Annotated in this window: 19 protein-coding genes and 1 pseudogene; 10 read left to right on the top strand and 10 right to left on the bottom strand. The window is 33.0% G+C overall.

Annotated features, from left to right (window positions below):
* Positions 1-7: 7 nt before the first annotated feature.
* The 4 genes from ACJQQZ_RS07010 to ACJQQZ_RS07025 all read right to left on the bottom strand — a co-directional run bounded on the left by ACJQQZ_RS07010 (position 8) and on the right by ACJQQZ_RS07025 (position 5617).
* On the bottom strand, positions 8-478 hold the full coding sequence (locus tag ACJQQZ_RS07010) for a helical membrane plugin domain-containing protein (protein ID WP_002450262.1): 471 nt from the start codon (positions 476-478) through the stop codon (positions 8-10).
* Positions 463-3432, bottom strand: a complete 2970-nt coding sequence (gene fdhF, locus ACJQQZ_RS07015) for a formate dehydrogenase subunit alpha (protein WP_145505476.1) — start codon at positions 3430-3432, stop codon at positions 463-465. The genes ACJQQZ_RS07010 and fdhF overlap by 16 nt, the downstream gene beginning before the upstream one ends.
* A 275-nt stretch (positions 3433-3707) precedes the next feature.
* Positions 3708-4667 (bottom strand): LCP family glycopolymer transferase, encoded by a 960-nt coding sequence (locus ACJQQZ_RS07020; RefSeq protein ID WP_408023102.1) that lies wholly within the window; start codon positions 4665-4667, stop codon positions 3708-3710.
* Between the two features lie 158 nt (positions 4668-4825).
* Positions 4826-5617 carry an inositol monophosphatase family protein gene (locus tag ACJQQZ_RS07025; RefSeq protein ID WP_145505481.1) on the bottom strand — a complete coding sequence of 264 codons (792 nt, stop codon included), beginning with the start codon at positions 5615-5617 and terminating at the stop codon, positions 4826-4828.
* A 422-nt stretch (positions 5618-6039) separates the two neighbouring features.
* On the opposite strand from ACJQQZ_RS07025, the gene ACJQQZ_RS07030 reads away from it, so the two are divergent.
* A complete protein-coding gene (locus tag ACJQQZ_RS07030) occupies positions 6040-6738 on the top strand; it encodes a helix-turn-helix transcriptional regulator (protein ID WP_002450258.1) in 699 nt (232 codons plus the stop codon).
* A 20-nt stretch (positions 6739-6758) separates the two neighbouring features.
* Here ACJQQZ_RS07030 and ACJQQZ_RS07035 read toward each other — a convergent pair whose 3' ends face one another.
* Entirely contained in the window at positions 6759-7496 is a 738-nt protein-coding gene (locus ACJQQZ_RS07035; RefSeq protein ID WP_107546764.1) for a CPBP family intramembrane glutamic endopeptidase, read from the bottom strand.
* 45 nt (positions 7497-7541) lie between these two features.
* Between ACJQQZ_RS07035 and ACJQQZ_RS07040 the strand changes: the two genes are divergently transcribed.
* From ACJQQZ_RS07040 to ACJQQZ_RS07060, 5 genes are all read left to right on the top strand, one after another.
* Positions 7542-7886, top strand: a complete 345-nt coding sequence (locus ACJQQZ_RS07040; RefSeq protein ID WP_107532643.1) for a hypothetical protein — start codon at positions 7542-7544, stop codon at positions 7884-7886.
* Between the two features lie 172 nt (positions 7887-8058).
* Complete coding sequence (locus ACJQQZ_RS07045) at positions 8059-9114, top strand: MupG family TIM beta-alpha barrel fold protein (protein ID WP_145505484.1); 1056 nt, start codon at positions 8059-8061, stop codon at positions 9112-9114.
* Positions 9115-9117: 3 nt separating this feature from the next.
* A complete protein-coding gene (murQ, locus tag ACJQQZ_RS07050) occupies positions 9118-10005 on the top strand; it encodes an N-acetylmuramic acid 6-phosphate etherase (RefSeq protein WP_145505487.1) in 888 nt (295 codons plus the stop codon).
* A 13-nt stretch (positions 10006-10018) separates the two neighbouring features.
* Positions 10019-11461 (top strand): PTS transporter subunit EIIC, encoded by a 1443-nt coding sequence (locus ACJQQZ_RS07055; RefSeq protein ID WP_145505490.1) that lies wholly within the window; start codon positions 10019-10021, stop codon positions 11459-11461.
* A 1-nt stretch (position 11462) separates the two neighbouring features.
* Positions 11463-12335 carry a MurR/RpiR family transcriptional regulator gene (locus ACJQQZ_RS07060; RefSeq protein WP_408023103.1) on the top strand — a complete coding sequence of 291 codons (873 nt, stop codon included), beginning with the start codon at positions 11463-11465 and terminating at the stop codon, positions 12333-12335.
* A 186-nt stretch (positions 12336-12521) separates the two neighbouring features.
* On the opposite strand, the gene ACJQQZ_RS07065 is transcribed toward ACJQQZ_RS07060, so the two are convergent.
* Positions 12522-13919 carry an amino acid permease gene (locus ACJQQZ_RS07065; RefSeq protein ID WP_145505493.1) on the bottom strand — a complete coding sequence of 466 codons (1398 nt, stop codon included), beginning with the start codon at positions 13917-13919 and terminating at the stop codon, positions 12522-12524.
* Positions 13920-14286: 367 nt separating this feature from the next.
* Here ACJQQZ_RS07065 and ACJQQZ_RS07070 point away from each other — a divergent pair, with 367 nt between their 5' ends.
* On the top strand, positions 14287-14640 hold the full coding sequence (locus tag ACJQQZ_RS07070) for a hypothetical protein (protein WP_002451981.1): 354 nt from the start codon (positions 14287-14289) through the stop codon (positions 14638-14640).
* Complete coding sequence (locus ACJQQZ_RS07075; protein WP_002451980.1) at positions 14640-14822, top strand: hypothetical protein; 183 nt, start codon at positions 14640-14642, stop codon at positions 14820-14822. Before ACJQQZ_RS07070 ends, ACJQQZ_RS07075 begins: the two co-directional genes overlap by 1 nt.
* A 70-nt stretch (positions 14823-14892) precedes the next feature.
* On the opposite strand, the gene ACJQQZ_RS07080 is transcribed toward ACJQQZ_RS07075, so the two are convergent.
* From ACJQQZ_RS07080 to ACJQQZ_RS07090, 3 genes and pseudogenes are all read right to left on the bottom strand, one after another.
* Entirely contained in the window at positions 14893-15081 is a 189-nt protein-coding gene (locus tag ACJQQZ_RS07080; protein WP_002451979.1) for a hypothetical protein, read from the bottom strand.
* Positions 15082-15091: 10 nt separating this feature from the next.
* Positions 15092-15730 carry an HAD family hydrolase gene (locus tag ACJQQZ_RS07085; RefSeq protein ID WP_145505496.1) on the bottom strand — a complete coding sequence of 213 codons (639 nt, stop codon included), beginning with the start codon at positions 15728-15730 and terminating at the stop codon, positions 15092-15094.
* A gap of 90 nt (positions 15731-15820) precedes the next feature.
* A pseudogene (locus tag ACJQQZ_RS07090) lies at positions 15821-16747 on the bottom strand (bile acid:sodium symporter family protein).
* Positions 16748-17065: 318 nt separating this feature from the next.
* Between ACJQQZ_RS07090 and ACJQQZ_RS07095 the strand changes: the two are divergent.
* Positions 17066-17596: a hypothetical protein gene (locus ACJQQZ_RS07095; RefSeq protein ID WP_002451976.1), complete on the top strand. Its 531-nt coding sequence runs from the start codon at positions 17066-17068 to the stop codon at positions 17594-17596.
* Between the two features lie 72 nt (positions 17597-17668).
* Here ACJQQZ_RS07095 and ACJQQZ_RS07100 read toward each other — a convergent pair whose 3' ends face one another.
* Positions 17669-19267, bottom strand: coding sequence for an alpha-glucoside-specific PTS transporter subunit IIBC (locus ACJQQZ_RS07100; RefSeq protein WP_145505499.1), 1599 nt, complete (start codon positions 19265-19267; stop codon positions 17669-17671).
* A gap of 208 nt (positions 19268-19475) precedes the next feature.
* Between ACJQQZ_RS07100 and ACJQQZ_RS07105 the strand changes: the two genes are divergently transcribed.
* Entirely contained in the window at positions 19476-20237 is a 762-nt protein-coding gene (locus ACJQQZ_RS07105; protein WP_002451974.1) for a MurR/RpiR family transcriptional regulator, read from the top strand.
* The last annotated feature ends 13 nt before the right edge of the window (positions 20238-20250 follow it).

Genomic DNA, 20250 nt, shown 5'->3' on the forward strand with positions numbered 1-20250 from the left:
CTTATTTCTAGTCTTCTCGAGACATACCTTTTAATAAATTAAGCATATATGTGATACTTCTATTCATATCATCATCTTTAAGAACCCCTAGCAAGCTCCGAACATTCGTTTTGGAATGGCTACTTGCTTGATTAGCTACATGCATACCTTTATTAAGTCTATTAAGCATCTCGCTTAAGTCTTTAACATTTAAGTCGCCAAGTAAAAATACTAAAGATGCCATATTAGATAATAATCCAGTATAAATATCTTTATTTAATTCGACTGCAAATTTATTAATAATGACTTGTCTACCTTTAATACCACCAGATAGTGCATCTAATAATTTCGCTTCGTCTAAAACTTTAACTAATCGAATTGCTTTCATGATACTATCTTTATTCTCAGATATTGCATCTAATACTTCATTGAGATTATCTGCTTTGACTTGTTCATCTGACTTTTCCATGCGTTTAATTTGAGTTATTCTTTCTGCCATGAGTCATTCACCTGATTTCCTGGGAAAATATAGTCTGGACGCGCCCATTTTTTATCAACTCTGACACTATATTGTGGATTACGTTGTTTATCTACACGGAAGTTGGTTGGGTTTAGTGGTGATTTACCACGTTTAGTAATCACTTCCATTCTTGCACTTGTGCGTTTATACGATGGTGTATCTGTGTATGGATCTACATCACTATTTGTAAGTAAGTTGATTGCACCCATATTACCATTTTCTAAAGCATCATTATTTAATGGAATGTAAATTTGTTTACCACTAACACGGTCAGTAACATGTACCGTTAATGTAGCTTCGCCAGTTTCAGAAATTAATTTAACTTGTGCACCTTCGTGAATGCCTCTATCTTCAGCAAGTTCTGGTGAAATTTCTACAAAGACATTAGGCACTTTATATTTAATCATTTCAGTTTGATATGTCATGTTTCCTTCATGGAAATGTTCTAATAATCTACCGTTATTAACATGTAAGTCATACACTTCATCTTCTTTGAAGAAATTATCGAATGTTAACGGATAAAGTTTTGCTTTACCGTTATCAAAGTTAAATCCATTTAAATAAAGTAATGGCTCATCTGTGCCATCTTTATGCACTGGCCATTGTAAACTATTAAAGCCTTCTAATAAGTCGTAACTTACACCTTCATATAATGGTGTCACACGTGCAATTTCATCCATAATTTCGCTAGGGTGTTTGTAGTTCCAGTTAAAACCTAAACGATTTGCAATAAGTTGGAAAATTTTCCAGTCTGGTTTAGAGTCACCTTTAGGATCGAGTGCTTGATATAATCTTTGGATTCGACGTTCAGTATTTGTGAATGTGCCATCTTTTTCTAGTGATGGACTTGCTGGTAATACAACATCTGCATAAGTTGCTGTATAGGTTAAGAATTCGTCTTGAACAACCATAAAGTCTAATTTTTCAAAGGCAGCTTGAACGAAATTGATATTTGAATCAACTATTCCTGTATCTTCACCATATAAATATAGTGAATTAATTTCACCATTATGAATACCTTCAATCATTTGATGATTATCTCGACCTGGTTTCTTATTTAATTCGACGCCGTATTCTCTTTCGAATTTCGCACGAACATCATCATCAACTACTTTTTGATAACCTGTAAATTGGTCAGGCATGCTACCCATATCGCTACAACCTTGAACATTGTTATGACCACGTAACGGATAAGCACCTGTACCTGGTTTTCTATAGTTACCTGTTACGAGTAATAAATTTGAAATGGCAGTACTTGAATCACTTCCGATATCTTGTTGTGTGATACCCATTGCCCAACAAATAGATACTGATTCTGCTTTAGCTACTTCTTTAGCAAAGTTAATCAAACGTGATTGAGGGATGCCTGTAGCTTCTTCTGCAAATGCCATCGTAAATGGTGCTAATGATTCATAATACTTCTCAAAATCATCTACCCATTCGTCTAGGAATGCTTTGTCATGCAGATCATGATCAATAATATATTTCGTTACAGCACCTAACCATACTAAGTCTGTACCTGGTTTCGGTTGATAAAATTCATCTGCACGTTCAGCCATTTCATGTTTTCTAATATCAAATACATGTGATTTTTGACCAAATAATTTTTGAGCTCGTTTCATTCGTGATGCGATAACAGGGTGTGCCTCAGCAGTATTTGTTCCGATTAATACAGTCATTGCTGCTTTTTCAAGGTCTTCAATACTACCTGAATCACCACCATGTCCAACAGTTCTGAATAATCCTTTAGTCGCTGGTGCTTGGCAATATCTTGAGCAGTTGTCAACATTATTCGTTCCAATGACTTGTCGTGCAAGTTTTTGCATTAAATATGACTCTTCATTTGTTGCTTTTGAAGAGGAAATGAATGCCAAATGATCAGCGTCATATTTGTCTTTAATTTGTTTGAAATTATTTGTAATAACATCTAACGCTTCTTCCCATTCAACTTCATGGAATTGACCATCTTTACGCACAAGTGGTTTCGTTAAACGTTGATCAGAATTAATATGTCCCCAAGAGAATTTTCCTTTCACACATGATGCAATTTTATTAGCCGGAGAATCATGTGAAGGTTGTACTTTTAATACTTCTCTATCTTTAGTCCATACTTCAAATGAGCAACCTACACCGCAGTATGTACAAACTGTTTTGGTTTTGTTGATTCTCTCTTTACGCATTTCCGCTTCAGAATCAGAAATGGCAAATAATGGACCGTAACCTGGCTCAGCCTTTTTAGTTAAATCAATCATTGCAGCTAATGAACCTGGTTCAGTATCAGTCATATAGCCAGCGTTACCTTCCATATTGACTTCCATCATGGCATTACATGGACAAACTGTTGCACATTGGCCACATGATACACATGATGATTCGTTAATAGGTACATCATTATCCCAAATAACTCTAGGATGTTCTCGATCCCAATCAATACTGATTGTTTCGTTTACTTCAATATCTTGGCATGCTTCAACACAACGTCCGCATAAAATACATTGGTTTGGATCATAGCGATAGAATGGACCATAATCTTTTTCATATGGTTTTTCTTTATATTCATAAGTTTGATGTTGAAGCCCCCACTCGTCCATCGTATTATGAATTTCACAATCTCCATTGTTATAATCACATACTGTACAATACAACATATGTTTTTCTAAAATACGATCTAATGCTTCTTTTTGAGATGCTTGTACATGATCCGTCGTTGTATTGACTGTCATTGGTCTATCAATCGTTGTGCCACAAGCTCTTTCTATTTTGCCGTCAATTTCTACAGTACAGGTATCACAAGTTTGAATTGGACCCATTGACTCGTTATAGCAAATGGCTGGTACGAACGTATCTCTCGAACGTATAAATTCAAGTAAGTTGGTACCCGGTTCAACCAAATAATCTGTACCATCTAGAGTGACGATTAAATGTTCTTTCATATTTTCACCCCATTATATATAGTTCCGTATATGCTAACGTTATAATGTCTAACTTCCATCTATTTAAAATGCCCCACACATATATGTATAGATAGAATCAGTTTAATTGTATAACTTTAACAATGCAATGTTAAGTATTTTTAAAATTTAATTGATTGTTAAATGTGAGTATTTAAACCAATACAAATAATCGAATTAAAAAAAGACAATAGCGACGATTTTAAACTATCGCTATTGTCCTTAATTTAAACTGGTTATTATTTATTTTGAAATCGTTATAAATTCAAATTGTCTTTAAGTAAATTCGTGTTCTCTTGAAGTGAGCTATCGCTAGGTACAAAGTAATATAATCCGTCATCTTGTATGCCGCCTTGACCATCTAATTGATGTCTACTCACTGTATCATTAGCATCTTTATATTTACTTCTAATCGTATTTAGTTTCCCTAATGATAAATCAGTCTTAACGTTCTTTTGTATTTCGTTCATTAACGGGGCAAAATGTGTAATAGATGACGCACTAGTCATTTTATTGGCCATAGCTTCTAGAATGAGTTGTTGGCGTTCTTGACGACCGAAATCTCCACCAGCGCCTTCTTCTTTACGACTTCTAATAAAGCTCATTGCCTCTTCACCATTAACATGCGTTTTCTTGCCTTTTTCAAAATGTACTCCGTTTGTTGTAAACGTATCGTTACTTACAACATCAATACCACCCATTGTATCTATCATGTCATGCAATCCATCCATATCAATCGTTGCATAATGGTCAATTGGAACATTCATTAATTTTTCTAATGAATTAACTGCCATGTTAGGGCCACCATACGCATAAGCATGTGCTATTTTTTCTGTGGTACCCTTACCAACCATTTTAGCTTGAGTATCTCTAGGTACACTTACAATCTCTGTCTTCTTCTCTTTTGGATTGATAGATAAAATCATGATCGTATCACTACGAGAACCGCCACCTTGTGCTTTACGTTCAGCATCTGAATCCACACCAAATAATGCTATCGTGAATGGATCACCATTTTTCAAATTAACTTTACCATTTCTTAAATGTGAATAATCTCTATTTAACGGATTATGTATCCTATCTCCAGTAATAAATATCTTGGCAATGACATATATCATTGCTAATAGTGCTAATATAAATAATATACCAACACACCATACTAAAATTTTAGCTGGTAGACTCATTCTATTTTTTTCTGCTCTCCGCACACCCATCATTCCTTTTCCAAATTTACTTTACATGCTATATACCTTTATTATTATATAATAGAAAAATATTTTTACTATACTTCTAAAGTCTTATTATGTGAAATTTATTGTAATATATTAATCTTAATAGAAAATGGAATAATGATTTTTAATGACGCCCATTGATATCATCTTTCATAACCCGAGTTACTATTTAAAATTTCTAGTACGGCTGAATAACATCCTTCATTACTGATAATAAATGGCGCGGCCGTCGATAAATCTATTGACCCACCATTTAACGATGTCATTTTCAAACCAAGTTCTTTCGCAAATAAAAATTGTGCTGCAATATCCCAAGGTTTAGGATTGGTATTGATATGTGCACCAAATTGCCCTTTAATCACCCTGATTGAATCTAATCCACAAGAACCAATAATTCTATGGCTAAATGATGCATCATATAATTGATGAATCGTTTCATCATTCATGACTTGTGTATTAAATGACAATATTGCTTCCTTGATATCCATATGAATCGGTTGTTTCATCGCTTGATCATTATCAAATGCCCCTTCATTCTCAATAGCCTTATATAAATGCTGATGTGGGTAATCATATATGTATGACAGTTTAGGTTCTCCATCTACAAAATAACCTAAAATAATACAATAATCCTCTTGTTGTTTTACCAAATTGGCCGTACCATCTATAGGGTCCATAATCCAAACATGTCCTTGTCTAGGATCTATCTCATCATTATTTTTTTCTTCTGCAAATAACTGATGACCTTCAAGATGTGTTTGTTGAAATACCTGGAATTCATTTTGAATTTGTTTATCCACATTTGTCACCAAATCAAAGCGATTTAACTTAGTATCTGTTTCCATTTCTGCTATTAAATTTGGAATGATTTGATCAATGTTTTTCAACCATTTTGTTATCATTTCATCTATCTTGCGTAAGTCATTGCAATGCATTAGTAACACCTTCCTATATATCTAAAAATATTAATGATTTATCATGATTATTCAAATTTATTGTATTAATAGCTATAGTAACATGCCAGTATCTAATTGCATGTTTTTTACCATAAAAAAAATCGGCTAGTCTTATGCTAGCCGACAAATAGAAAGGAAAGTAAGTAATAAATATTGAAGATGTTTTAGTGTAACTCGAACGATTACCAGCTATCTGTTATATAGCTCTACCCCTTTGTTAATCGCTCCCCCTGTTACAAATAATATATTAACATAAAGCGTTTTCTTTTGTAAGCGTTTTCTGATATTTTTTTGACCCATTTTTTCACTTTTTAATCCAAAAATGCGCTAGAAATGTCATCATTGTCGCTTATATGATATAATTATTGTAATATGTAATGTTAATTTGGAGGTGACTTTCATTGAATAAGTTAGAACGACAAAATCGCTTAATAACAGAAATACAACAAAGTAATAAAATAACTGCAACTGAATTAGCCAAACGTTTTAATGTATCTAAGCGCACCATTCTTAGAGATATTGATGATTTAGAAAATCAAGGCGTTCAAATACATGCTTCACATGGCAGCCAGGGTGGTTATAAAATTCAAGATGCACAATCTAAAATTTCGCTTACTTTGACTGACAGTCAATTGTCTGCACTATTTCTTACCTTAAATGAAAGTCAATCTTATTCTACGCTACCTTATACTAAAGAAATTCAAGAGATACTTAAACAATGTTTAACCTTACCTCAAACTCGTGTACGAAAATTATTAAAAAAAATGGATTACTATATTAAATTCGAAGATACCGCACAAATAACACTTCCTAATATCTTTTCCGATATTTTAATTTATTGTACTGAACGTAATGTCATGCTTGTAGATTTTTTTGAAGAAGATCAAACTATTGCAGAGAATGTCATCTTTATTGGTTTATTGTGTAAAGATGGTCAATGGCATGCTGTGGTATTTGAAATTGGATTAGGTTCTACACGAGAACTACCTATTAAAGATATACAAGATATCTCCTACTCATTTGAAAAAACCATTAAAACTCAGGATATTACGATTGATAATTACCAACAATTTTTAAACCCAACTGACCTACACGTGTAATCAGTTGGGTTTATTGTGTTTTACATAGAAATTGTATATATCGTGATCATAAATGATAAAAGATTATTGAGTATATGAATTGTAATAGAAGAAGCTAAATTTCTGTTTGACTTTAAATAAACAAACACTAATATAACTGCCAGTATAAAGTATGCACCAAATTCTAATGGTGATTTAGCACCACTTACATGGATTAGTGAAAATGTAATAGCAGAAACCATCCCCATAAAAATAAAATTAAACTTTTTGCCCAACTCTCCTATTAAGATGTGTCTAAATACGATTTCTTCGACGATAGGTCCAACTATCACTATCAATATAAAAGTGATTGGTAAAAATAGCGGCGTCTTAAATAATTGATTTAATGCTAATTCATTCTGTGTTTCATTAAATTGCCATGATTGAGGTAATAATTCCATTATCCATTCATAGGCTTTTGACGCACATATTGAGATAATGAACATCACAATTAAAAACTTCCAATGCTTTTTGATATAATTTATCCCATTTTTCATACGTTCTGGAAAAGAACTTACATGCATAAGGTAAAAACATAAAATGGCAATAACATAACTCATGGTTTGAGCAACAGTAGCAACCATCTCACTCATTAATCTATCTGTATGTATATAATGCGTATTTAATATGTTTACACCTATCTTTGAACATATCAACATTGTTACAAAGATAATTGGTATTAAAAATAAATCTCTCCAAGCAATATCTTTAAAACGGTACCCTTTGTTTGAAAGTTTCATATCTATATTTCCTTTCTTTTTACATTTAACTTCTACGGAGGCTTTATGAATTCTCAAGAAACATTAAACCATATTGAATTAAAATTAACACAACTTATCACACATACTGAAATGTTGAAATATTACTTAATGTCACATTATAGCAAATTCGAATCATCATTAATTGAATTTAACACATTCATCATTAAAGAAAATAATTGGATTAAGACGAATTCAACATTTCTTAACTATACTTCTTTAAGTCATTTCGTTCATTATCAAAATTTGATTTCTTACCTCATTGAACATCCGCTTCATACTATTAATTATGGCGACATATTTCAACATATCATTGAATATCAAAATATGATATATCGTACCCTTGTACAATTCAAAAATCTCACTTTTTAATTCTACTTATTTCCTACTGTATTTTACGCATTTTATTCTCACAAAGTACTATTTATTTTATTTATTAATATTTTTGTAAAAAAATAAACCTAATTCTAAAATGTAAATTGTAAATGACTAATATTAGCGTTATAATCGGATATGATTAAGCTTATAAATGAGGAGGAAGATCATGCTCGGTTTCTCGGTCTCGTTAGGTAGTAAATTGAATACATCTTATATTCAATCAATGGTATCTCAGGGATACGATACTATTTTTACTTCTCTGCAAATACCCGAAGAGGATGATCAGATTACACTGATACATTTTAGGGAACTGTGTCAGTTATTATCTCAATATTCAATCACCTTTATTATTGATGTGAATCCTTCTTTACTTAATCACCACTTTTACAGTTTATTAGATCAATACGCTCATGGGGATTTTGTTATCAGAATTGATCACGACCTTAATACCAATCTTATTCATGATATACAGCAACACGGTTATCGCTGTTGTATTAACGCAAGTACGATAACGCAATTTGAATTATCCACGCTATATCGTCATTCAAATATACAATCACTCGTATTCTGTCATAACTATTATCCAAGACCAGATACAGGATTAAGTGCGACATTTGTCAAACAACAAAATGAACTCATCCATTCTTTTGATTCCACGGCAGACGTGTATGCCTTCATTCCAGGAACTGAATTACGAGGTCCTATATTTAAAGGTCTACCGACCATCGAGGTACATCGTAATCAGCATCCATCTATCTCAGTTCATGAATTAGAATCCATTGGTATCTCAAATATTATTATTGGAGATACTGGGTTTGATTTAAATTTAGCGCGTCAACTTTATCAAATGTGTGTCCAACGACACTTTGAACTGCGTGTTAAGGTTACAAAAAACATCAATGATGACTTATCTAATATATTATTTACTAAGCATCATTCAAGAGTTGATTCGCCTGAACATGTCATACGATCACATGAATCTAGACATTTCATTAATCAATCTATTGACGCTATTGGTGTCAAACAAAGATTAGTTGGAGATGTTACCATAGATAATCATCTGAATGGTCGTTATGAAGGTGAACTACAAGTAATTAAATCACCACTTCAAGGACATCCAAATATCAATCGTATTGCACGAATTTATAACCAGGATCAACCATTTATCCAATTGATAAAACCAGGTGATACTTTTGAATTTAAATGTTTAAAGGAGCAATGACAATTGAATCATTTAACGACTGAATCACGTAATACAGAGACCATGCATTTAGATGAAATGTCAATTCAAGAAGCACTTATAACGATGAATGACGAAGATCAATTCGTTCCTAAAGCAATAGAACCGATCATTCCTGAATTAACAAAAGTTATCAAAGAAGCGATCTCTAAATTCAAGCAACATGGTCGATTGATATACATTGGTGCAGGTACAAGTGGTAGATTAGGTGTTTTAGATGCAGCAGAATGTGTACCTACATTTAATACTTCACCCGATGAAGTCATAGGAATTATTGCCGGTGGAAGTAAGGCTATGACAGAAGCTGTTGAAGGTGCGGAGGATAATGAAGAACAAGGTAAAGATGATTTAAAGGCAATTCAACTATCTAAAAAAGACATAGTAATAGGTATTTCTGCTAGTGGACGTACACCTTACGTTAAAGCAGCGTTAGCCTTTGCAAACGAGGTTGGTGCCGTAAGCGTATCTCTTTCTTGCAACACTAACAGTGAGATGAGTAAGTTATCACAATATGCATTAGAAGTACCTGTTGGACCAGAAGTATTAACCGGTTCAACTCGCTTAAAATCAGGCACTGCCCAAAAACTCATCCTCAATATGATATCTACCATGACGATGATTGGTGTTGGTAAAGTTTACGATAACTTAATGGTCGATTTGAAACCAACAAATCAAAAATTAATTCAACGTTCAATTCGAATTATTAAAGATATATGTGATTTAAATGACGAAGAAGCCAAGTTACTCTATGAAAAAGCCGATCAAAACATTAAAACTGCTGTTGTGATGTATTTATGTGACACAACTAAAGATGATGCACAAAACAAATTATTAAAACATAATGGAGTGATTAAGCAAGCCATCAAAGGTTAAGGGGGCTAATTCTATGAGTAAAGAAGACAGACTCTCACAAGAAATCATCAATGCTGTAGGTGGAATGCATAATATACAGCGTATCATGCACTGTATGACTAGAGTGCGGTTATCCATTAAGAATCCAGATATAGTCAATTATGATGAGTTACATCAAATAGAAGGTGTCATAGGCATCGTTGAAGATGAAACACTTCAAATCATTGTGGGTCCCGGTGTAGTAGAGAAAGTGGCAGGACATATGGCAGATTACAGCCATGTACCGTTAGGTGAAGATATCTCCTATTCGGACAATCAAAGTTATCAATCTCAAGCGAAAGCACTTGCAAAAGAAAATAAAAAGCACTACCAAAAATCAAGGAAACAAAGTAAGTGGCAACGTTTCTTGAAATCAATTTCAAATATCTTTATTCCTTTAATCCCCGCATTTATTGGTGCAGGTTTAATCGGTGGTATTGCAGCTGTGCTCAACAATATGCTTACTGCCCATATGATTTCTGGGGATTTTATGAAACAACTCGTAACTATATTAAATGTGATTAAAGACGGTATGTTAGCATATTTAGCCATTTTCACTGGTATTAATAGTGCTAAAGTATTTGGCGCGACGCCTGGTTTAGGTGGTGTTATTGGTGGTACAACACTATTAACCGGTCTTACTGATGAAAATTCAATTCAAAATATTTTCACAGGTGAACCACTCGTTGCTGGTCAAGGTGGCATTATAGGTGTTATATTTGCTGTTTGGATACTAAGTATCATTGAGAAAAAACTACATAAAGTAACACCAAATGCTATTGATATTATTGTCACACCAACATTTTCACTACTCGGGGTTGGATTATTAACTATTTTCATTATAATGCCAATTGCTGGGTTTGTATCAGATGGTTTAGTTCATGTCGTCAATTGGGTAATAGACGTTGGTGGCATCTTTAGTGGATTTATCATTGGTGCATTTTTCCTCCCATTAGTGATGTTAGGTCTTCACCATATTTTCACGCCAATTCATATTGAGCTCATAAACAGTACTGGTGCAACCTATTTACTACCAATAGCTGCAATGTCTGGTGCGGGTCAAGTTGGTGCTGCATTAGCATTATGGGTTCGATGTCGACATAATCAACCACTGAGAAACACATTAAAAGGTGCATTACCTGTTGGTTTCTTAGGTATTGGTGAACCACTGATTTACGGTGTTACCTTACCACTTGGAAGACCATTCTTCACTGCTTGTATTGGTGGAGGTATTGGAGGGGCCGTCATTGGTGGCATTGGCCATATCGGAGCTAAAGCTGTAGGACCTAGTGGCTTATCTCTATTACCGCTGATATCAGATAATATGTATTTAGGTTATATAGCTGGGTTGCTGTCAGCTTATATCGGTGGATTTATCATGACTTATTTATTCGGAACAACAAAAGAAATGAGAAACTCTAATAAACTGGGTGATTAAAATGACAAACATTTTATATGAAATAGATAACCAGTATCCCTATTTAACAAAAAATGAGAAAAAAATAGCAAATTATATTTTGAATGCACCACACCATGTTGTGCAGATGAATTCCCAAGATCTAGCACAAGAACTAGATACAAGTCCATCTTCAATTATTCGATTTGGCAAAAAAGTCACTGAAGGTGGTTTCCACGAATTAAAAATTGGCTTATCTAAATATTTACCAAAAGAAACAACGGTCTATAATGTGGAATTAGTAGACAATGAGAGTACAGCGTCGCTAAAAAAGAAGATGCATTCACGTGCTAAAGGCGCTTTGAATAATGCCAATGAAGCACTGAACGATAAAACCATTGATCGTATTTGTGATCAATTCAAACAATCGAATCGCATCTTCATATATGGTTATGGCGCTTCATTTGTCGTTGCAACTGATTTATATCAAAAGCTATCTCGCATTGGAATGAATGTACAACTTGTACAAGAGACACATATTTTCACTACTATGTTAGCGTCTTGTAATAGTCGAGATTGTGTGGTTTTCATCACTAATAATGGAATGCAAAGTGAAATGCAAGCCATTGCTAAAGTTGTAGTAGACTATCATATTCCAATTATTACAATTACAAGTTCATCAAAAAATATTATTTCTCAAATGTCAGATATTGTATTAGATTATGGACAATCTGACGAAAATGAAATGCGAATGGGTGCGACTACATCATTATTTGCACAAATGTTTACGATTGATATACTGTATTATCGTTATATAGCACTTAATTATCAATCGTCGTTAGACTTCATTACACAATCAAAAATGGCATTAGATAATTATAGAAAGCATCTTTCCAATATTGATTTCAAACATTAAAAAAGATACAGTTTAGACATTAATGAGTGTCTAGACTGTATCTTTTTCAATTCTATAGCTCGAAAGAAAAAAGAGGTTAGGACAAAAGCGTTTAGGATTTCCTACAGAAAATCCTTCTTTAAGGCCCCCGTTAATCGGTTTCCCAAAGCACAAAAACTTTATGTCTCAACATCTCTAAAATTCACACTATTTTAATGTATTATTTTTTTTTGCTTGTTGTTCTGCTTTATTATATCTAATGAAATAATAAATAGTAACGATAGCTAAGAATATAATACCAATCACTACAGAAACTACTGTTTCTTTGTTAAATAACATTCCAATTAGAACAATAACTAAGAATGCAATTGTTAAGTAACTTGCCACCATACCACCAGGCATTTTGAATGGATGGTTTTTCGTTTCTTCAGGATGTAATTTTCTAAAACGAATATGGCTAAATAAAATCATAAACCAAGGAATCATACCAGGTAAAATAGATGCACTGTATACATATACGAAAATACTATCCGCACCTTTTATGAACATTGGTAATATAACATTTAATAATGCACCAATTAAAATACCTGTAGAAATCGCTAATACTGTATATAATGGTACTCCGTTTTTCATTACTTTAGTGAATATCTTAGGTAATTGACCTTTACGTGCTAATGTATAAATCATACGGCTCGCACTGAAGATACCTGAGTTACAACCAGACATTGCTGCTGTTAATACAACAAAGTTAATTAATCCAGCTGCAAATGTAATCCCTACTTTAGCAAATGTTGCTACGAATGGGCTACCGATGTTTCCTAATTCATCCCACGGATAAACTGATACGATAACAAAGATAGCGCCTAGATAGAAAATTAATATACGCCAAATGACACCATTAACTGCTTTGACAATATTTTTTTGTGGATCCTTTGTTTCTCCTGCTGAAATACCAATTAATTCTACCCCTTGATATGAACCAATGACAATAGATAATGCAAAGAAGAATCCTACAATACCATTTGGCATAAATCCACCGTGTGACCATAAATTAGAAATCCCGACAGGGTGTCCTCCATTCCCAATTCCGAATAAAATTAATCCAAATCCAGCAATAATCATTAAAATAATAGTTACAACTTTAATCAATGCAAACCAAAATTCAAATTCACCGAATGCTTTAACGGATACTAAGTTAGCTGCTGTTAATAATAGAACTGCTATAATTCCCGGAATCCAAGCTGGCAAGTTCGGGAACCAATAATTCATATATTCTCCTACTGCTATTACTTCACTCATACCAACAACAACCCATTGGAATATATTACTCCAAGCGGTCATATAACCTGCTGCTGGATGTATGTAATCACTTGCAAACGTAGCAAATGAACCCGTTGTCGGATTAATATATATCATTTCTCCCATTGCTCGCATAATTAAGAATAAAAATATACCCGCAATTAAATATGCAAATATCACTGATGGTCCAGTCCATTTAATGGTGCTTGTTGCTCCCATAAACAAACCTACACCAATCGTACCGCCAAGTGCGATCATTTGCATCTGACGTGCACTCAATCCCCTTTTTAATTCATTATTCTCCATAACAATAACCCACCTCTTTTTACTAAGATAAAATAATAATAATCTTATTTACGCAATTATACTATAAAATGACGAAATTGAAACAATATTTTAACAATTTATTGAAATCGCTTACAAAACTGACATAACAGTCTTTTGCAAAACCGCAATTTTACTACATTTACAATAAACAACCTATTTTATAATTTTTATTAAAAAGAACATCATACAAGACTTTTTTAATTTTGAAATAGGATAACAGTTACTGTTTTAGATTTTCTTATTTAGATGATTTAAAGTCTTACTTATATATCCAATTAAGTATCTTTAACGTTTCTACAATTATGGTTTATGATATACTTTTCATATCATCATTAAGGAGTTCGTTATGAGTCAAACATTAATTAAAAAAGCATTTAAAATTTCAGCTATATTTTTAATTATCTTTTTCTTACTCAATTATTTTTCAGTTAAAAACCCGAATTTAATACCACTTATTGGTAAATCTATATTAGCTGCAGTTGCATTCTTTTTAATTTATGTATTTGCTTTTACTGTTTTAGATTCTCCAGAGAGAAAAATAAAATTTGGTACCACATTACCTATAGCAATCATTATTGGTTTAATGATTGGTGCATTGATATCACAGATTCAAACAGGCGTTATAATAGGAATCGTTATCGGTATCTTAGCTGGTTTTATTTGGGAATATATTGAAAAACGAAATGGAGGTCAACGTTAATGTCAGTATTGATTGGCGTCATCATTTTAATTTTATTAATTATAAGTTTTATACCGAATTATAAAGCCATGAAATTAGCAAAATCACAAGGTCAAAAGACAACACGTTTTGCCATAATGGTTGGTATTGATGCGATTTTGATCGTATTAATTTTAGTTACATTACTATTAAAAGTCATGTAGCAACTTATTTGATATATGAAGAAACCCGTTTCTAAATGAGTTAATGATCTCAATCTGAAACGGGCTTTTTTTATAGTTTACCTTGTAATAAAAGAAAGTATCCAATTGTAGCTAAAATCAAATAAATAGCTGTTCCTACTACAAATGATCTTACATGCACATGAAATGGGACACGTTTATTAAATATCGGACCTAAGATTAAATTACCTATCCCAATAATAAGTGGGCCCGCTATAAAAAAAAGAATCGTGTATAACATGACACACCTCCTATTTCACTTCGAAAAAGCGTTGAACAATATCATCAAAATCTATATCTTTGGCAACATAGTTCACTGAAGTGAAATCTTGTTCTTCTGTCATCACATTAGTGTTAACGATGACATCCAATCCAGCTAAATTGGCAGCAGTTGCGCCATTAACTGAATCTTCTATTGCTAAACAATTTGTTGGATTATAATTCAATTGTTGCACCGCTGTTAAATAAGGTTCAGGATCAGGTTTGACATTAGAAACATCTTCCCTCCCTACAATGACATCAATATATTCATCTAAACCTAATTTATGAAAAGTAGGCAGTATATCTTCTCTATGACTACTAGTGGCAATAGCCATTGGAATGTGACGTTGTTTTAAATATGCCATTAATTTTTCAATCGTTGCAATCATTGGAAGTTGGCTACTTGTATCATTATGTTCTTTATATATTGCTTCTTTCTTCTCTAAACCAAGTAATGATTCTAAATACTGATGAAGTTCAGTTGCTGCACCACCTATCGATCTACGATAGAATGCTAACGATATGGGTGCTTCGTTGTGTTTTGCTAAATGTTTATTGATGACATCGAAAAGATGTTTTTCTGTATCGATCATCGTACCATCAAAATCAAATACAACTGCTCTGTACATAATATATGCTCCTTTGTCTCTCTTAAGTTAAACATGCTCATTGATTCATATTTTAACATAATCACTCTTTACATTTCCCTCAAATGTGTATTAGAGACGCTTACTTTTAGACGACCAATACTTAGCAAGAATAGGCCCTGAAATATTGTGTACTAAGCTAAACACTGCCCAGGTACGGCAGCTAAAGGACTGAAATGAACGGTAGCAAGCGAAACTGCTAAACCAGAATTTTGCATACCCACTTCAATAGCAACCGCCTTTTTATCTGGATAATCCATTTTAAACACTTTAGCTAATAGATAACCAATTGTATATCCTAACACATTGTGTAATATGACAACTAAAAAAAATGAGCAATCCTGTTTTTAAAATTTGTGCTTTACTACCTGCAACTACGGCTGCCAGTATAAGTGAAGTCGCAATAACAGACACGAGTGGTAATGCTGTTGCTGCTTTATGAGCAAATTGGTGCGCTATCTTTTGGAAAATAAATCCAATGATAATTGGAATAAGTACCACTTGAACAACAGACCACAACATGCTTGTGAATGATACATTTAGCCATTCATGCGCAAAAAGATAAATCAGTGCTGGTGTGACAAAAGGTGCAATCAGTGTTGAAACACTTGTAATTGCTACAGATAATGCTACATTTGCTTTAGCTAAGTAACTCATGACATTACTAGATGTTCCTCCTGGACAACAACCAACTAGAATGACACCAATTGCAATCTCTGGTGGTAAATAAAAACCTTTGGCAATCAGAAAAGCTAATGTTGGCATAATCGTAAACTGTAAAATCACTCCGATAATGACAGGTTTGGGTGATTGTAAAACAATCTTAAAATCTTTGGGATCAATCGTCATCCCCATTCCTAGCATGACAACACCTAATAAGTAAGGGACAAATCCTCCTAATATAGACAATTGTGATGGAAACACAAAACCGATTATAGCTGCCACTAACATCCAAAATATAAATGTCTTAGTCGCAAATTGACTCATACGGTCCAACATATAAACACATCCTTTATCATTAATAATGACAAATATTATCACAACACAGAAGTATGAACAATATCATTTTCAGAATTTTTCGATATTTTAAGATGTATCAATTCTTTGTAATGAGATTTTAATAAAATGCTATACACCATGATACACTTGATTTCACTAGCTTCTCATCTATATTCTACTTAACCTTCATTCAAAAGTCCTAGTGAATATCAAAAAGAAGCGTGGTACAATCAATTTAACGAAATAAAAAAACAAATATCCTACTTAACCATATATTATTTGAGCCACGTACGAATGTTAGCAATTGGGAGGCATAACATGTTGATAGACAAATTTGAAACCTATATCATCAATATCGCAGATTTAAAGTCGCGATCATCACGCAAATCTTTATCAAAGCTTTGTAAACAACTTAAGTTTTGTGAATCATTTCAATACCAAATCTTTAAACAACAAGGTATGTACGCTTTAGAAGTCAGCTTACCTAAACAACAATTACCTTACTTTATTACCTTTTTAAGTTTTCATAACTTTACCATCTACCAAATTTTATCACCAAAGCACTTAGACGAATTACTTGATTCAGAGCGTTTGTACCAATCTGCTAAACGATTTGAATTATCTATCGATGGCTTGCAAGACGCATTTATCAAAGACAAAGTGATCGATATTATGAATATGTATATGAATCATTATGATATCAGCTATACATTAAATAAAAATTGTGCAAGTATCATTTGTCCTCCTGATATTTTTTCTAAATTACTACATACAGTAGCAACACGTAACATAGATATTCTTTCAGCAGGATATAAATCTAAGGCGATTAATAAAGCAAGAATTTCATAATTCGTCCACTTATCCAAGTATTAAACAAAAGGGATTCCGAAACTACAATGTTTCAGAATCCCTTTTATATATTTATTTTCCGTCGTTATCATATACTAAGTGTTCAAATGCTTCTCTCACTTGTGGTACAGACATACCGACTACGACTTGTACACTTTTCCCACTTTTAACTAGACCATGTGCCATTTGATTATGTGTGAAATAACTACTGTCTTCTACTTTGTTTTCATCATTAACTGTTAATCGTAAACGAGTAGTACAATTTGTAACATCTTTAATATTCTCTTTACCGCCTAGACCTTCTAAATAATAAGCTGCTTTATCATCATATTCATTTCCAGTTGATTGAGACTTTGATGCCTTGCCTTCGCCTTTTTTCTCTTTGTAATCTTGTTTAGAGAATAGTTTAACTTTTTCTTCATTTTTACGACGACCTGGTAACGGAATATCTAATTTCAATATTAAAAATCTAAATAATACATAATAAATACCTACAAATATTAAACCAATAACCACTTGAATCACATATGTCATCCAATGTTCTTTACCAAGTGGTATCCAGTTTGTAGCTAAGAAGTCTAAAACACCACCGCCCATGTTACCTACTAATCCAAAACCATACATGATTGTATCCATTGTTGCTGCAAGTAATGCGTGCAATACGAATAAATATGGTGCAATAAATAAGAATGTAAATTCTAATGGTTCTGTAATACCTGCGACTACAGCTGTAAGTGTTGCCGGTATTAATAATGCAGCCACTTTTTTTCGATTCTCTTTTGGTGTTGTGGAATACATTGCCAATGCAATACCTAAACAACCGAATACTTTTCCGTTACCTTGTAACATAAATCCGTACGGGAATTGTTCTTTTAATGGCTTACTACTCTCTGCAAATTGATTTAAATGTTGCAACCATTCCGCTTTAAGTCCATGATTGACAACGACAGGGCCCACTTCAATAGGTGCATAAATGAAATGATGTAAACCGGTTGGAATCAATACTCTTTCTAAGAAATGATATAACCACACACCTACATATCCTGATCCGATAATAAAGTGTTGTACTGACGCAATACCATGTTGAACTGTAGGCCATACCACACAAGTAATTGCCGCGACAGGTAACATCACAAAGAACGAAATCGTCACTACAAATGTTAATCCTTGGAATACACCTAACATTTCTGGGAGACGTTTACTATAATAACGATTATGAATCCATGTAATAATCCCTGAAATAATAATTCCGCCTAAAATATTAGTATCTAATGTTTCTATACCAGCAATTGCTTTTAGGCCAGTAACATTTTCAACACCTTTTTCTAAATTGGCACCAAATGTATGTGGCCATTGTGTTAATATCGCATTAATAAATGTATTAAACATTAAATAGCCCATTAATGCAGCTAGTGCTGCGTGGCCTGGTGCTTTTTTAGCTAAAGATAGTGGCAACCCTACTACAAATACAATTTCCATGTGGTTAAATATAACCCAACCACCAGACTCTATCACTGACCAAAATTTAAACCAAAATGTATGTTGGTCTGCTAAACCACCCATAATAGTTGGATTTTTGAATAATGTTGCAAACCCCAGTACAATCCCAAAGAAAGCAAACATCAAGACAGGTACAATCATTGCACTACCAAAACGTTTGATTGCATTCATTATAATAACCTCCACATCCCAATTTCTTTCTGTTCCACATTGAAAATGAGTTTAAATCATTCCTTTCAATGTCATATCTTATTTCTAATATATAGTAAACGCTTACATAACCACAACGTCATTGACGCATTTTGAAAGTATTTTGTATAATCAGATTATGTTTTCTTATGATGAAAATTTTTTCAACACTAATAAATGAGGTGTCGTCATGTTTCTAGATGAACGTGTGAATGCGAACTTTAATCAACTTAATGACAATGATTTACAAATTGCGAATTTCGTTAATACCCATGTTGATTTATGTAAAAATTTAAAAATTCAAGACTTGGCACAACATACACATGCTTCAAACGCTACAATACATCGCTTTACACGAAAATTAGGATTTGATGGTTATAGCGACTTCAAATCATTTTTAAAATTTGAAAGTGAAAAGAAAAATCAATTACCTTCTGACTCTATCGAATCATTTAGACAGGAAATTGAAAATACATTTAATTATTTAGATCGTATAGATTATGAGCTACTAACTAATAAAATGAATGATGCTGGAACGATATATTTATATGGAACGGGTAGAGCTCAAATCAATGTGGCTGAAGAAGCACAAAGAATATTATTAACAATGCATAAAAACATCATTATTCTTTATGATGAACACGAATTAAAAATGGTCTTAAACAAAACCGTACCGCAAGACCTTTTCTTTATCATTTCGCTATCTGGTGAAACTTATCAATTAAAAGAAGTAACACAGCTATTGCAATTGAGACAAAAATATTTTATCTCAGTCACAACGATGAAAGATAATACGTTAGCCCAACAAGCAAATTATAATGTGTATGTATCTAGTAATACATTCTATTTAAATGATGGCACTGATTATTCAAGTTTTATTAGTTATCATATTTTCTTTGAAACACTACTCAGAAAATATAATGAACGGAAAGAAAAAGGTGAACTCAAATAATCATTTTGTCTAT

The organism is Staphylococcus sp. KUGN1 (assembly GCF_045984185.1).
Lineage (GTDB): Bacteria > Bacillota > Bacilli > Staphylococcales > Staphylococcaceae > Staphylococcus > Staphylococcus warneri_A.